General features: G+C 50.0%; 14 protein-coding genes and 5 pseudogenes. 14 read left to right on the forward strand and 5 right to left on the reverse strand.

Going from position 1 to position 14,437, the window contains the following annotated elements:
• The 3 pseudogenes from DZ54_RS24800 to DZ54_RS20445 form a co-directional block, all read left to right on the forward strand.
• Positions 1-914, forward strand: a pseudogene (locus DZ54_RS24800) (DUF3427 domain-containing protein); the annotation flags it as partial.
• 178 nt (positions 915-1,092) lie between these two features.
• A pseudogene (locus tag DZ54_RS27430) lies at positions 1,093-1,231 on the forward strand (hydroxyacid dehydrogenase); the annotation flags it as partial.
• Positions 1,210-2,117, forward strand: a pseudogene (locus DZ54_RS20445) (virulence RhuM family protein). The pseudogenes DZ54_RS27430 and DZ54_RS20445, both read left to right, overlap by 22 nt.
• A 108-nt stretch (positions 2,118-2,225) precedes the next feature.
• Here DZ54_RS20445 and DZ54_RS0109105 read toward each other — a convergent pair.
• Entirely contained in the window at positions 2,226-3,089 is an 864-nt protein-coding gene (locus DZ54_RS0109105) for a YicC/YloC family endoribonuclease (protein WP_025673839.1), read from the reverse strand.
• 159 nt (positions 3,090-3,248) lie between these two features.
• On the opposite strand from DZ54_RS0109105, the gene rph reads away from it, so the two are divergent.
• Positions 3,249-3,965, forward strand: a complete 717-nt coding sequence (gene rph / locus DZ54_RS0109110; protein WP_025673840.1) for a ribonuclease PH — start codon at positions 3,249-3,251, stop codon at positions 3,963-3,965.
• Positions 3,966-4,070: 105 nt separating this feature from the next.
• The gene (pyrE, locus tag DZ54_RS0109115; protein WP_025673841.1) at positions 4,071-4,712 is read left to right on the forward strand and encodes an orotate phosphoribosyltransferase; all 642 of its coding nucleotides are present in this window, start codon (positions 4,071-4,073) and stop codon (positions 4,710-4,712) included.
• A 30-nt stretch (positions 4,713-4,742) separates the two neighbouring features.
• Here the strand turns inward: pyrE and slmA are convergent, their stop codons facing one another.
• Complete coding sequence (slmA, locus tag DZ54_RS0109120) at positions 4,743-5,315, reverse strand: nucleoid occlusion factor SlmA (RefSeq protein ID WP_025673842.1); 573 nt, start codon at positions 5,313-5,315, stop codon at positions 4,743-4,745.
• Positions 5,316-5,541: 226 nt separating this feature from the next.
• Positions 5,542-6,786 (reverse strand): bifunctional phosphopantothenoylcysteine decarboxylase/phosphopantothenate--cysteine ligase CoaBC, encoded by a 1,245-nt coding sequence (gene coaBC / locus DZ54_RS0109125; RefSeq protein ID WP_037354069.1) that lies wholly within the window; start codon positions 6,784-6,786, stop codon positions 5,542-5,544.
• Between the two features lie 245 nt (positions 6,787-7,031).
• Between coaBC and radC the strand changes: the two genes are divergently transcribed.
• The 6 genes from radC to mutM all read left to right on the forward strand — a co-directional run bounded on the left by radC (position 7,032) and on the right by mutM (position 9,748).
• Positions 7,032-7,715 carry a RadC family protein gene (gene radC, locus DZ54_RS0109130; protein ID WP_025673844.1) on the forward strand — a complete coding sequence of 228 codons (684 nt, stop codon included), beginning with the start codon at positions 7,032-7,034 and terminating at the stop codon, positions 7,713-7,715.
• A 185-nt stretch (positions 7,716-7,900) separates the two neighbouring features.
• A complete protein-coding gene (gene rpmB / locus DZ54_RS0109135; RefSeq protein WP_025673845.1) occupies positions 7,901-8,137 on the forward strand; it encodes a 50S ribosomal protein L28 in 237 nt (78 codons plus the stop codon).
• A gap of 13 nt (positions 8,138-8,150) precedes the next feature.
• Positions 8,151-8,321, forward strand: a complete 171-nt coding sequence (rpmG, locus tag DZ54_RS0109140; RefSeq protein ID WP_025673846.1) for a 50S ribosomal protein L33 — start codon at positions 8,151-8,153, stop codon at positions 8,319-8,321.
• A 117-nt stretch (positions 8,322-8,438) separates the two neighbouring features.
• Positions 8,439-8,699, forward strand: a complete 261-nt coding sequence (locus DZ54_RS24805) for a hypothetical protein (RefSeq protein WP_051415981.1) — start codon at positions 8,439-8,441, stop codon at positions 8,697-8,699.
• A gap of 2 nt (positions 8,700-8,701) precedes the next feature.
• Positions 8,702-8,917 carry a hypothetical protein gene (locus DZ54_RS24810; RefSeq protein ID WP_051415982.1) on the forward strand — a complete coding sequence of 72 codons (216 nt, stop codon included), beginning with the start codon at positions 8,702-8,704 and terminating at the stop codon, positions 8,915-8,917.
• Between the two features lie 18 nt (positions 8,918-8,935).
• A complete protein-coding gene (gene mutM / locus DZ54_RS0109150) occupies positions 8,936-9,748 on the forward strand; it encodes a bifunctional DNA-formamidopyrimidine glycosylase/DNA-(apurinic or apyrimidinic site) lyase (RefSeq protein ID WP_025673847.1) in 813 nt (270 codons plus the stop codon).
• Between the two features lie 3 nt (positions 9,749-9,751).
• Here mutM and coaD read toward each other — a convergent pair whose 3' ends face one another.
• Entirely contained in the window at positions 9,752-10,291 is a 540-nt protein-coding gene (coaD, locus tag DZ54_RS0109155; RefSeq protein ID WP_420804849.1) for a pantetheine-phosphate adenylyltransferase, read from the reverse strand.
• A gap of 119 nt (positions 10,292-10,410) precedes the next feature.
• On the opposite strand from coaD, the gene DZ54_RS0109160 reads away from it, so the two are divergent.
• Positions 10,411-11,121, forward strand: coding sequence for a 3-deoxy-D-manno-octulosonic acid kinase (locus DZ54_RS0109160; protein WP_025673849.1), 711 nt, complete (start codon positions 10,411-10,413; stop codon positions 11,119-11,121).
• 9 nt (positions 11,122-11,130) lie between these two features.
• Here DZ54_RS0109160 and waaA read toward each other — a convergent pair whose 3' ends face one another.
• Positions 11,131-12,384, reverse strand: a complete 1,254-nt coding sequence (waaA, locus tag DZ54_RS0109165) for a lipid IV(A) 3-deoxy-D-manno-octulosonic acid transferase (protein ID WP_025673850.1) — start codon at positions 12,382-12,384, stop codon at positions 11,131-11,133.
• 200 nt (positions 12,385-12,584) lie between these two features.
• Here waaA and DZ54_RS20460 point away from each other — a divergent pair.
• A pseudogene (locus DZ54_RS20460) lies at positions 12,585-14,138 on the forward strand (IS1634 family transposase).
• Between the two features lie 19 nt (positions 14,139-14,157).
• A pseudogene (locus DZ54_RS20465) lies at positions 14,158-14,307 on the forward strand (IS5/IS1182 family transposase); the annotation flags it as partial.
• Positions 14,308-14,437: the final 130 nt, after the last annotated feature.

The raw sequence follows: 14,437 nt of genomic DNA on the forward strand, positions 1-14,437 counted from the left end.
TTAGCCGAGGACAAGGAGTGCTGCACCGTACTGGACTTCGTCGGTCATTCGCGTCCCGAGTATTGACATTTGCAAACAAGTTTCGGGCGCTGGTGGGTAAGAGCGCTCGAGCGATTAACCGTGAGATTGAACAAGGCTTCCCCCATGCACCTTTGGGCTGTCGCATTGAGCTTACTAAGCGCACCCAAGAAATGGTATTGGATAACATCCGCAAAGCGTCGCTAACGCTAAGGCGCTTAGTGGCAATGGTTCAGCAATATCCTCAGCACACCCACCTGCCGCTGACGCTAGCGAACTTCCTAACCTTGTATCCGCATATTGACTTGAACGAACTTTACAAGCGAGGCAGTTGGTCAGAACTGATGCTCAAAGCAGAGCTAAAGGCCAATGATTCCCCTGTTGATGAAAGTGCACTTAAAACAATCAAGAAAGCGGTTTTTCAGCGGATTTTAACCACTGATGATCATGCGTATCTACTGTTTTTACAGCAGCTTTGCCAAACAGACTTTGCGCCTGATACGGGTAGCGAACGGCATCGACTGATGTGTCATTATGATGTTTGGCAACAAACAGGCCTAGCTCTTGGTTTTTCATCAATGGCGCAAAGCTTTGCCGCGTTAAGGCGGCTGGGCATCAAAGCAGAATTAATGGACGTGTTGGACTGGAAACTGTCACAAACTAAGCATGAGCAGTCGCGGATGGACGATTTGTCTGATGTGCCATTGCGGCTTCATGCTCGATACTCGCGTGAGCAAACCAAGGATGAATACGGGCGTACCATGGGGTTTGTGAACTTTGGCGAAGTGAATTATATCTCGCACACCGGATCTCAGCCGATGGATATTACGTGGGAGCTGGTCACCCCGATGCCAAACTTTATGTGGCAGCAAGCGGCGAAATTGGCGGTAGGCTAGTCGAGATGACAGTAATATTGGGGGGGTGATGTGCCACATTGTCCAATCAACAATTATATAAAATCAATGCGTTAACTCGCCTGTAGAGCGTCAATAAGTTTGCCGAGGTCGATGAAGTCTACAAAGAAGCAATGGTGTGAGTAAGCGTGTTCTATCAATTATGCAGAAGGTGGAATGGATGACAGAACATATCCCTCAAGCTCCACAAGGAGAGTTTGTTCTCTTCACTAGTGCAGACGGTCAAACTCGTGTTGAGTGCCGTTTTGAATCCGATACATTGTGGTTATCTCAAGCCATGATTGGTGAGTTGTACGGGAAAGCCAAAGCAACTATCAGTGAGCATATAAAAAATATCTTTACTGAAGGTGAATTGGATGAAAATGCAGTTGTTCGGTTATACCGAACAACTGCCTCGGACGGGAAATCATACAATGTACAATATTTCAGCCTGGCCTTAGTTATCGCGGTGGGCTATCGAGTTCGCTCACAACGTGGTACTCAATTTCGCCAATGGGCTACGCAAACGCTCCAAGAATACCTCATTAAAGCTTCGTAATGGATGACGAGCGCCTAAAAAATCCGCCTGTTGGGCCGTCTGCTGTTCCAGACTATTTTGATGAGATGCTGGAACGCATTCGTGACATTAGAGCCAGCGAACGACGAGTTTATCTGAGGGTGAAAGAGATCTTCACAATGGCGGCGGACTATGAGCCATCCAATCAGGAGACTAATCGTTTTTTTCAAATCATTCAGAATAAACTGCATTATGCTTGTACGCATATGACCGCTGCTGAGCTTATCGCTAGCCGTGTGGATGCCAGTAAACCAGACATGGGGTTAACCAGTTACAAAGGTGACGAAGTACGTAGGACAGACGTGACCGTTGCCAAAAACTATCTGCGTGAGAACGAAATCAAGGAGCTGAATCGTATTGTTAATATGTGGCTTGACTTTGCTGAAGACCAAGCTCTTCGCCGAAAACAGGTTTTCTTGCAAGATTGGGCGGATAAACTTGATCAGTTCTTAAGTTTTAACGACCGAGAGATTCTAAGCGGCGCTGGAAAAATATCCAAAAAAGCAGCCGATGATAAGGCGAAATTGGAGTTTGAACATTTCGCAGAACAACGCCGTCGTTTAAAAGAGGCTGAGGGCGAAAAGGTCAACATTGCTGCGCTCAAGGCTGCGCTTAAAAAAGACAAGTAGCCGTACTAGAGATGTTACTCGTAGCGACCATGGCAGATCTCAAGAAACAACAAAGCCCATTCTTAAAATGGGCTCTAGCTGTATCACACTTAAACGATTATTTAGTGATTACTCAATATTCTGGATCTGCTCGCGCATTTGCTCGATAAGCACTTTGAGCTCGACGCCGGAGGCGGTGATCTCGGTGCTTATCGATTTGGAGGCGAGGGTGTTGGCTTCGCGGTTGAACTCTTGCATCATAAAGTCCAAGCGTCGGCCGCAAGCACCGCCTTTTTTCAAGACTTTACGCGCTTCTGAAACGTGTGAGTCCAAGCGGTCAAGCTCTTCTGCGACGTCGACTTTTTGCGCCAGCATCACCATTTCTTGCTCAACGCGGGCCGGGTCGAGCTCTACTTTGGCTTCTTCAAAACGCGTGGTTAAACGCTCACGCTGCCATTCAATCACGGTGGGCATTTTCTCGCGCACTTTGATCACTTCGGCGCTAATGGCATCAAGTCGCTGCTCAATCAGGGCTTTCATGTTGTCGCCTTCGCTAGCACGGGCGGCAACAAAGGCATCAAGTGCGTCATTAAGACCAGCTAATAAGGCGCGATGCAGCTCGTCGGTATCTTGCTCCGGCGCTTCCATCACACCGGGCCAGTTTAAGACCTGGAACGGGTTGATGTTGCCTTCGCCTGCGGTGTCTTTCACCCATGTCGCTGCATCAATCACTTGTTTAGCTAGGTCTTCATTGATGGTGAGCTTATCTTGGTTAGCTTGGGATGAATCAAAACGCAGGTTACATTCCACTTTACCGCGGGCGAGGCGCTTGCGAAAACGCTCACGTACCACAGGCTCAAGGCTACGTAGCTGCTCGGGCATGCGAATGTAGGTTTCGAGATAGCGCTGGTTAACGGAGCGGATTTCCCAAACCGCGTTGCCCCAATCGCCCTTGAGTTCTTGTCGGGCGTAGGCGGTCATACTGTGGATCATGTGTACCTGCTCTTATGTGCTGAAGGTGAATGGCAAAGATTATACGCGTCTGCGTGCTTGGCGTCAGCTGTCTTGGTGTGACGGGCGGACAGGGATCGCAAGCGAGCGGATAAACACGTATAATCGCGCCACATTCTCTCAGTCAATAAGGTAACTTGCATGCGCCCAAGTGGAAGAGCACTCGACCAAATTCGTCCCGTTAGCTTTACCCGCGGTTTTACGGCCCACGCAGAAGGCTCTGTGTTGGTATGCTTTGGTGATACCAAGGTGATCTGTAATGCCACGATCGAAGAGGGCGTGCCGCGCTTTCTAAAAGGGAAGGGACAAGGTTGGGTGACTGCCGAGTATGGCATGTTGCCACGTGCGACCCATACCCGTAACCGTCGTGAAGCCTCAACCGGTAAACAAGGTGGTCGCACGGTAGAAATCCAGCGTTTAATTGGCCGTAGCCTGCGCGCTGCGGTGGATTTAAAAGCACTGGGTGAGCGCACCATTACCGTTGACTGTGACGTGATTGAAGCCGACGGTGGCACACGTACGGCGTCTATTTCAGGAGCGAGTGTGGCACTGGCGGACGCACTTAACGCGTTAGTGCGTGATGGCAAGCTTGCGGCTAACCCGATGCGTGGCCATGTGGCGGCGGTATCGGTGGGCATTTATCAGCAAACGCCGATTTGTGATCTTGAGTATGTTGAAGATTCAGCGGCAGATACCGACATGAATGTGGTGATGCTCGAAGATGGTCGCATGATTGAGGTGCAAGGCACGGCAGAAGCTGAACCGTTTACGCCCGATGAGTTAAACGCCATGCTTGCCTTAGCAAGTAAGGGCATTGATGACATTGTCGTCGCGCAAAAATCGGCACTCGCCGAATAATAGAATGAGTAGCTCCCACGTTGGGGGCTATTTTTTTGTCTATCAATCTGACATGGGTGCGCATGTTGCGAACGCCCGATAAGAACAACAGCAAGAGAGGATTGCATGAAAGCCTATCAGCGCCAGTTTATTGAGTTTGCCCTAGAGCGTCAGGTTTTGAAGTTTGGTGAGTTTACCCTTAAATCAGGGCGTAAGAGTCCGTACTTTTTTAATGCGGGGTTGTTTAATACTGGGCGTGATTTGGCAAAATTGGGTGAGTTTTATGCCGCGGCGTTGATGGATGCAGGGATTGATTATGATGTGTTGTTCGGCCCTGCTTACAAGGGGATCCCGATAGCGACCACCACCGCAGTGGCACTCGCATCGCATCATGATGTGGATACGCCATATTGCTTTAACCGTAAAGAGGCCAAAGACCATGGAGAAGGCGGCAACTTAGTGGGGAGCGCGCTAAGTGGACGGGTGATGTTGGTAGACGATGTGATCACTGCGGGCACGGCGATTCGCGAGTCGATGTCATTGATCCAAGCGCAAGGCGCGCAGTTAGCGGGCGTGTTGGTGGCGATTGACCGTCAGGAACGCGGCCAAGGTGAGCTGTCGGCGATTCAAGAAGTGGAACGTGATTTTGGTTGCCAGGTGGTGTCGATCATCAACTTGTCTGATCTGGTCACCTATTTGGAAGCAAGCCAAGCCGACCCGGCACAACTGGCGGCGGTCAAAAACTATCAAGCGAGCTACGGTATCTAGGTGAAAGGCGCGGAGTCTCGCGCCTTCTCTCTATTGCAGTTGATTGGTCAGCAGTTGCCAGTATTGCTCGAAGTTGGCGGTCGGCAGCTGCTTAAAGGATGAGCGTACGTAGCGACAAAAACCGCCTTCCACTTGGCTAATCAACTGACTAGCGAGCACCGCTTCATCGAGCGGGAACCCTTTGCCTTCGCGTAAACGACGCTCACGCAGGACTTGTTTGAGCTGTGCTTCAATACGCTCGAAAAGCTGGTTGATACGCGCTTGTAGCCTGTCTTGCTCAAACATTAGCGCATGGCCGGTCATGATCCGTGTCAGCCCCGGATTACGCTCGCCAAACACCAATAGCAATTGCAAAATCAGTTTGAGACGCACGAGGGTGTCTTTTTCTTCTTCAATAATCATATTGATGCGCGATAGAAGCGAGTCTTCGATAAATTCAATCAAGCCCTCGAACATGCGTGCTTTGCTGGGAAAGTGACGATAAAGCGCGGCCTCTGATACCCCGACCTGCTCGGCGAGCTTAGCGGTAGTGATGCGTTGGCTGCCTTGAGTCGACTCCAGCATCTGCGCGAGCGCTTGGAGGATCTCTTCGCGGCGATTCATCCTTTTTTTGGGGCTGCCATGGATGCGATTCCTTTGTCTTTTTTATCTATCACACTGGCGACGTTTAAAAAGAGGCATCATGGAGAGGTGCCGCCGAATGTGACGCTTTGTTGTTATCTTAGCGACGAGGTCTCTGTATTAAAAGCAAAAAGCGTGGCCATGGCGCACGCTTTTGAACTTGTGTTTCGCGCCGGCGCTAAGGTCTCCGGTGTGTCGGGCTTTTCTCTTATTGTTTCATCGATTGCTGCAAGTAGCGCGCGTGGATGTGTGCCATGACGCTCTGTGCTAGCGCCCATTTATCCGCAAGGGGAAGGGCTTTTTCACCGTCAGCCCAGAATAGATGCAGGGCGTTACGATCACTGTTAAAGCCTTGATCGGCGTCAGACACATCATTAGCGCAAATCATATCGAGCTTTTTACGGGCGAGTTTGTCGCGCGCATAGGTAGCCACATTTTGGGTTTCAGCGGCAAAACCGACCGTAAATGGACGATGTTTCGTTAAGCCCGCTACCGAAGCAATAATATCGGGGTTTTTCACCATGGTGATCGTCATCGCATCGTTATCAGCCTGCTTTTTCAGCTTTTGCTCGGCTACCGCTTGAGGACGATAGTCGGCCACTGCGGCACAGCCAATAAAAATGTCTTGCTGACCAATGGTGGCATGCACGGCATCATGCATCTGCTGGGCACTGGTTACATCAATGCGTGTAACACTGGCAGGTGTGCTTAATGTAACGGGACCGGAAACCAAGGTGACTTCGGCACCCAAACTGGCTGCGGCTTCGGCCAAGGCATAGCCCATTTTTCCAGAGCTGTGATTCGACAAATAGCGCACCGGATCCAGAGCTTCGCGTGTGGGCCCGGCGGTTATCATCACTCGCTTGCCAGAAAGCGGTTTGGGGCCACTCCAATGTTCACACTCTGTCACTAAGGCCATGGGTTCCAACATACGGCCAGGGCCCACATCGCCACAGGCTTGCGCACCGCTATCTGGCCCCCAAATGAGACAGCCTCGCTCGCGTAGCGCCTGTATATTCGCTTGGGTTACCGATGCGCGATACATTTGCTGGTTCATGGCCGGAGCAATGGCTATCGGTGCGTCGGTGGCCAGACACACGGTAGTGAGCAAATCATTGCCCATCCCCGCGTGAATACGGGCGATTAAATCGGCGGTGGCGGGGGCGATCACAATTAAATCAGCCCATTTGGCTAACTCAATATGCCCCATGGAAGCTTCGGCCGCCGGATCGAGCAAACTGTCCGATACTGGGTGCCCAGAGACAGCTTGCATGGTCAGTGGCGTAATAAATTCTTTTGCTGCGTGTGTCATCACAATCTTTACGCTCGCCCCACGCTCAATCAGACGACGGGTTAAATCGGCACATTTATACGCGGCAATGCCGCCGCCCATGCCAAGCAGAATACGCTTGCCTGCCAGCGTTTGGGCTAGCTGCGTTGAAGAATTGGCCATAATGCTCTGTGTGTTGGTACGTGAATGGCAAAACCATACCATAATCCGACGCGCGAAAAGTGTGTTAGCGCAAAGGAAACCGCGTGGGATGTGAGCCCAGTAGAATGCGATCGAAGCGGAGCGGGATTGAAACTCTTGATTGCTTACCAAAGGAAAATCGCGAACGAGCCGCAGTTCCGTTCGAAAAGAATTGTGCGAAGTCACGTGCGTGTCTTAATTGGCGACAACGTTAAAGAGGGATAATAATGAGCTTAAAAACCTTGCCTTTAGCTTGTCGGCCGAGAGAGCGCTTATTAGCACGTGGGGCGGACAGTTTATCGGATGCTGAGTTATTGGCGATATTTTTACGTACCGGTGTGACAGGCATGAGTGCGGTTGCGCTGGCTGATCACTTATTAACGGACTTTGGTTCGTTGCGCGCGCTGATGGGCGCCGATCAAGCGGCGTTCTGCCAGCGTAAGGGGTTAGGCAGTGCGAAATACGCGCAACTGCAAGCGGTGCTCGAACTCAGCCGTCGTTATTTAAAAGAGACGTTAAGTAAAACCGATGCCTTGACTAGCCCCGATCATACCCGTCGTTATCTCTCGACGTTACTGCGCGACCGGCCACGTGAAGCGTTTTACGTGTTATTTCTCGATAACCAACACCGAGTGATCGCCGATGAGCAACTGTTTGAGGGCACCCATAACGCGGCGAGTGTCTATCCGAGAGAAATTGTTCGTCGCGCGTTGGAGCTGCACGCGGCGGCGTTAATTTTGGCGCATAATCATCCTTCTGGGGTGGCCGAGCCGAGCCAAGCCGATAGACATATCACCGATAAAATCGCCAATGCCTTGTCATTAGTGGATGTGCGAGTGCTTGATCACCTGGTGGTAGGGGATGGAGATGTGGTATCGTTCGCCGAAAGAGGTTGGTTGTTATCCCCCTAAAGATCGCCTTTGGCGAAAAAAACGATCAAAAAGCGTGTAAAAGGATCTGCTCGGGACTTGAGCAATCTGAATTCAGTTAGTATAATGCGCCACCTTTGATAGCCTTGACCTTCGACCTGACCTTAACGTTGCAGGACTGGCGGACAAGGTTGATATCGAGCCGAAACGATTTTGGAGAGACTTTCATGTCACGAGTATGCCAAGTAACTGGCAAGCGTCCTGTAGTTGGTAACAACCGCTCTCACGCTAAGAACGCCACCAAGCGTCGTTTTCTGCCGAACCTGCAAACTCATCGTTTCTGGGTAGAAGGCGAAAAACGCTTCGTTAAATTGCGCCTGTCCACTAAGGGTATGCGCATCATCGACAAAAAAGGCATCGAGTCTGTATTGACAGATATGCGTGCCCGCGGTGAGAAAGTATAAGAGGAATTAGAGAATGGCTAAAAGCGGCGTTCGTGAGAAGATTCGTCTAGTATCCTCAGCGGGTACTGGTCACTTCTACACCACAGACAAGAACAAACGTAACATGCCTAGCAAATTCGAGATCAAGAAATTTGATCCTGTAGTTCGCAAGCACGTTATGTATAAAGAAGCTAAAATCAAGTAATTTGATCGATGCTTTGATAAAAGACCCAGCTTCGGCTGGGTTTTTTTATAACTAAAATCCGTCAGTGTTTGGGTATATACTGCAATAAATGCGTATAACGGCCTTGGATGAGTCAACATGAAGCTAAAACGGCAGACGTGGAACAACATCCTGATTTTTTCAGTCGTGATTTTTTTTGGCTTAATGTTGTTGCCTGATTATTTACGTCATCAGCGCCAATCAAATGCCATGCCTGAGGGCGTGATTGCGCTGGTGGACTCACGCAGTGAGGTATTATCACTGCGCTTTGCCCATTTAACACTCACCCGCACCTTGGATGGCTGGCAGACGGATAAGCCGTTGGTGATCAGCCAACAGAGCTTGCCCAGCGGTGGCTAGGATTGACGGGCACCCACGTTGATGAAGCAACCTTGCAGTCACTGCGTCCACAACTGGCCACTCCCCGTACGCTTGAGTTGACTCGTAGTCCAGATCAAGAGCCGATCCGCATTACCTACTATCAGCAGCCTCAGTATTGGTTAATGCAAAATGAGCAAGGCCAATGGCTGGCAGTGTCTGTTGATCGTCGGTATCTTTTCCCGCTAACTAAATCGTGATAATCCAGAGCCATCTCCATGCCAGAATTACCGGAAGTAGAAGTGAGCCGTTTAGGCATCATACCGTATGTCGAAGGGCAAACGGTGACCGATATTACCATTCGCCAGCCGAAGTTACGTTGGCCCATTCCCGATGCGCTACAACAACTAAAAGGACAGGTTATCCGCCGGGTTACCCGTCGGGCCAAGTACTTGTTGTTAGAGACCGATGTCGGGGCGGCGATTATCCACTTGGGTATGTCAGGCAGTTTGCGGGTGCTACCGACGTCTCTGGCCCCTGAGAAGCACGATCATGTCGATGTAACACTCAGTAATGGGCGCTTGCTGCGTTATCATGATCCACGCCGCTTTGGCGCCTGGCTATGGCAAGACGGTGAAACGCCCCATGCTGTTTTAGGCAAACTAGGCCCTGAGCCATTAACTGATGCTTTCGAGCCGGAGTACCTGCTAGCCAAAGCGGCAGGGAAAAAAATGGCGATGAAGAGTTTTATCATGGATAACGCTGTTGTGGTCGGGGTCGGGAATATTTATGCCAACGAATCACTATTCTGTGCAGGCATTCATCCCAAACGTCCTGCAGGTAGCCTTACGGCGACGGAGGCAGCGTGCTTAGTGAACGAGATTAAAACCGTTCTCGCTGCCGCGATCACCCAAGGGGGAACCACGCTGAAAGATTTTACGCAAGCGGATGGAAAAGCCGGCTATTTTGCCCAAGCACTGCGTGTGTATGGCAAATCGGGTCAGCCTTGCCCGGCCTGTGACTCTGTGCTTGAGCGTATCGTGATTGGACAGCGGGCAACGGTATTTTGCCCGCAATGCCAACCTTTATGACGATTATTTAACCTGTAACTTCTCTTGTAGTGTGGTGAGTACACTAGGATCGACAAACTCACTGGTATCACCGCCGTGTAATGCGACCTCTTTGACCAAGGTGGAGGAGATAAAAGAGTGTTCTTCTGATGGAGTTAAAAAGACACTCTCTAGCTCGGGCATTAAACGCCGATTCATATTGGCGAGCTGAAACTCATACTCAAAGTCTGACACAGCACGTAAACCACGTACCAAAATGTTGGCTTGGTACTGTTTGGCAAAGTTGACCAGTAATCCTGAGAATCCGACCACTGAGACATTGGATAAGTGGGCGGTTACGGTTTGAGTGAGGGCTACCCGTTCATCCAAATCGAAAAGGGGCTTTTTGCTCGGGCTGGCGGCAATGCCCACGATCACATCGTCAAACATTCGCGCCGCGCGCTCAATCAGATCCAGGTGACCGTTGGTTATCGGATCAAAGGTCCCTGGGTAAATCACCCGTGTATGTTGTTTCTGCGTCACTGGCTTATCCTTAAAAACGTTGATCTGGGAAGAGGTTATCAAATCCTTGTCCATCACGCATTGTTCTTGCGGTCCCGTGATGCCTCGCCTGTGAATCTATTGACGAGCAAGGTACACTGATGTGCGCCAGCGTCCGTGCGCAAACAGGAAAAACCGTGAGTATAGAAGTAGAACAACGCGAAAACGAGTGTATTTGGTATGACCCTACTTTAGTGGAGGGCGACCCTCGTCAGTATTTTGATATTCATTTCTGGCACCAGCAAGCGGCGGTCACCGGCTCAGCCAAAGGGCGTGGTACCACGTTTTTTCTTCGTGGACCCAAAATGGAGATGGCGTTGCGTCATTATTATCGGGGTGGTCTGTTTGGTAAGCTAGTAAAAGATCAGTATTGGTTTCAAGGGTGGGAAGCTACTCGTTGTGGCGCAGAATTTAACTTACTGGCTTATCTTTGCGAGAAAAAAATGCCCGTTCCTCGTCCTGTCGCGGCGCGCGCGGTCAAAACAGGGCGCACGTATCGTGCGGATATTTTGGTGGAAAAAATCCCAGGTGCGCGCGACCTAGTGGCGGTGCTGAGCGAAAACAGCTTGCTGGCTCACGATTATCGCGCGATTGGTCGCTTAGTGCGTCGTTTACATGACGCTGGGGTGTGCCACTCAGATCTAAATATCCACAATATCCTGCGTGATAGGAAAGGCAAGCTGTGGCTAATTGACTTTGATAAGTGCCAACAGCGTGATGGTGAGCAGTGGAAAGAAGATAATCTTGCACGTTTGCATCGCTCGTTTAAAAAGGAAAAAGAGAAGCGGCAAATTCGCTGGCAGCCCGAAGACTGGGCTGCCGTATTAAAAGGCTATAACCATATTCGTAAGTAGTGGGCAATACTAGCGGTTTAGCCAGGGAGCGAGCGCTTGTAGTGTTCGCTCTACAGCGCCACGATTTTGTTCGACCACCGCTAAACCTGCTTTACCTGCCTGAGTGGCAAGTGAAGGAGCACTGAAAAAAGCACCGACTTTGGCTGCCAAGTCTTGGCTATCGTTACACACCTGTAGGGCGCCAGCATCAATCAAGGCATCGCCGATAACCTGGAAGTTGTAATAGCTTGGGCCCGTCAGAAGCGGCCTACCTAAAGCAGCGGGTTCCAACAAATTATGCCCACCCACTCTCGCACCTAAAAAACTGCCCGCCATGACAACCACATCAGTACTGGCGAGATACATCATCATTTCACCCATGGTATCGCCCAAGTACACCTGAGTACTCGCGGCAAGGGGCTCTCCCTGGGTGTGTCTTTGTATACTTAGGCCCTGAGCGGCGACTTGTTGCGCCACGTCATCAAAGCGCTCAGGGTGACGAGGGACCACAATGAGTAAAGCATCGGGATAGTCACGTAGCACAATACTGTGGGCGGCTAACATGGTAGCGTCTTCCCCGGCATGCGTACTAGCAGCGATCCAACAAGGGCGTTCGCCACGAGCTTGGCGAAGCGCTGCGCCTAAATCGGGAGCCACAGTTTTAATATCAAATTTCACCGAGCCAACTACCGCGAGTTTGTTTTTCTCGACACCGAGGCTTACAAAGCGCGCTTGATCATTTTGATGCTGACAGACGATCAAGTCGATGTCTTTGCTCATGGCCTTAAAAAGTGGCGCAATCTTTTGATAACGCAGGCATGCTTTTTCGGACAAGCGTGCATTGATCACTACAATCGGCACACCCGCTTGGTGAACGTTATACAGGGTGTTGGGCCAAAGTTCGGTCTCCATGATCACGCATAGCCTCGGAGAGACTGCACGTAAAAAGCCACGAATCGCAAACGGAAAATCGATCGGCATATAACGATGGATGATCCCCTCAATCTTTTCCGCTTGCTCTGCACCTGTTGGGGTCGTCGTCGTAACAAGCAGTGGGATGTCAGGATAAGCTTGTTGCAACACGGTAATCACCGGCTTCGCCGCCAGCACTTCCCCGACAGACACCGCATGCAGCCAAATAGGCGACCCTTCGACGTTGGGCGTGCAGCCAAAGTGCTCACGCCACCGAGCGCCGACCGCCGGTTTACCAGGTCGTTGTCGGTACAACCCCAGCAGTAAAAAAGGGGCGGCAAGTGTGAGTAATAATGTGTATATCCAGCGCACAAGGAAGCTCCTATTGATAGATAATACCTATGATAACGACTTGATTAGAATTTGTTGATAACTGATTGCCGATAATAGCTCACGTCTTGAAATTTGGAGCTGCTAACAAATAACCGTCATTCCGCACCTAATAATTTAATTTATTATGCTTGATAGGGAGCCGCTATTTTGATCTATTATTCATATTTAGGCGGAACAAAATGGCATCACCAACTCCTTCGTCGGCAGGGTTATCAATCAAGCGTCTTGACCATTCAGGGCTCGTATCTGGCATGTGTCATGAACTGGGGCTGGCCAACATGATCGATACCATCCCAAAACATAACGAGCATAACGTTACGCATGGCCAATCGCTGGTTGCTATGATCCTTAACGGACTCGGCTTTCACAGCCGTACCTTACACATGTTCCCCGACGTTTTCGCCGATAAACCCACCGATCGGTTGATTGACTCCGGTATATGACCAGAGCATCTGAACGATGACGTATTGGGGCGTTGCCTCGATACACTGTATGGCGCTGATGTGTCCTTGCTGTATCAAGCCATCTCTGAACGCGTCATTGAGCAGTTAGGCTTGCAAAGTGACGTTATGCACATTGGCATCACCAGCTTTCATGTCGACGGTGAATATGCGTTTGAGGACGATGAAGACACCAAGCGGATCCAATTGGTCTAAGGCTACAGCCGTGACCATCGCCCAGCGTTGAATCAGGTTATCTTAGAGCTCATTTGCGAAAATCAAGCTGGGATCCTGGTTTATATGCAGGCACTTAGTGGCAATACCAATGACCAAAAAGCCTTTGCAGAGGTGGCCAGCCGCCATGTCTATTGCCTGAAGGCGGCTCAGCAAAGTTACTACTTTGTTGGCGATGCCGCGCTTTATACAGCGGAGTCTATCGCTGCCTTGCATCAACCAGTTTTTTGTTTCTCGCGTACCTATGACACTGAAGGTAGTGAAGCACCAAGTCATTGCTCTTAAAACTGAAAACCTAACCGAGCTTAGCAACGAATACCATGGATACTGGGCCGATTCGAGTTATGCCGTTGTCGAACAAAAATGGTTGGTATTACGCAGCGAACAAGCCACCAAGCGCGAACAACATACTCTGGAGAGAAGCCTGCTTAAGGACAGCGAAAAAGAAATCAAGCTATTCAATACAACACTTCGTCTGCCAGACCGATACTGAACAAGCCTTGGAGGCACTCAGCCAAGAGCTCAAATTGGTGCGCATCAACGAACTCTCTGCGTAGTTGTACCGATATTCAGCGGAAAGGTTGGCCCAAAAAAGTTGGAAAACCGACACGTTACGCCTATCAACTCACGGGTCGAGTGGTGACCTGTCTAGAAAAAGTCGAATTAGCCAAAGCACAGACCGGAGTGTTCATTCTGGAGACTAACGACTGCAGTGGCACACTTGATATGCAGACTCTGTTAGACACTTACAAATCTTAGCAGAGCGTTGAGCATGGTTTACGATTTTTAAAAAGTCCTGAGTTTCTGACGTGTAGCCTGATGATTTACGCGGCATTAGAGCGCCGTATCCGCCATGCATTCAAAGAGAAAGACAGGTACTTTCCATACATGAAAAAGAAGCCTTGCCAAAATCCAACGGCTCGCTGGGTGTTTCTGTGCTTTAGCGGTATCCACGAGGTGACGGTTGGCTCGGGCCTCCCTAGGATTACCGATGTGCAGAACCGGCAGCAGGTGATTATTGAGGTGCCCAGCGAGTTATATGAGCAAATTTATTCCTAAATTCGGTGCGGAAGCTCGGCTCTATAAGTATCAACATTTGGTTGAGAATGCTTTGGCGAGGATTAAGCACTTTCTAATAATATCAAAGAGATATGATAAGTTAGCAAGAGATTACGCCAGCATGGTATCACTGGCGTTTACTATAATGTGGCTGTCGATGTATTGTTGAATAATATGTGTACAGCAAAGATCAACAGACCCTAGGGTGTGACTATAATGACTTGTGAGCAGCCTCAAGTCATAAAGAAAAAGATCTGATATCATTACCCTTAGACGAGTGCTAGTGATTCATAGTAATT

It is taken from the genome of Salinivibrio socompensis S35, from assembly GCF_000513715.1.
In the GTDB taxonomy this organism is placed as follows: domain Bacteria; phylum Pseudomonadota; class Gammaproteobacteria; order Enterobacterales; family Vibrionaceae; genus Salinivibrio; species Salinivibrio socompensis.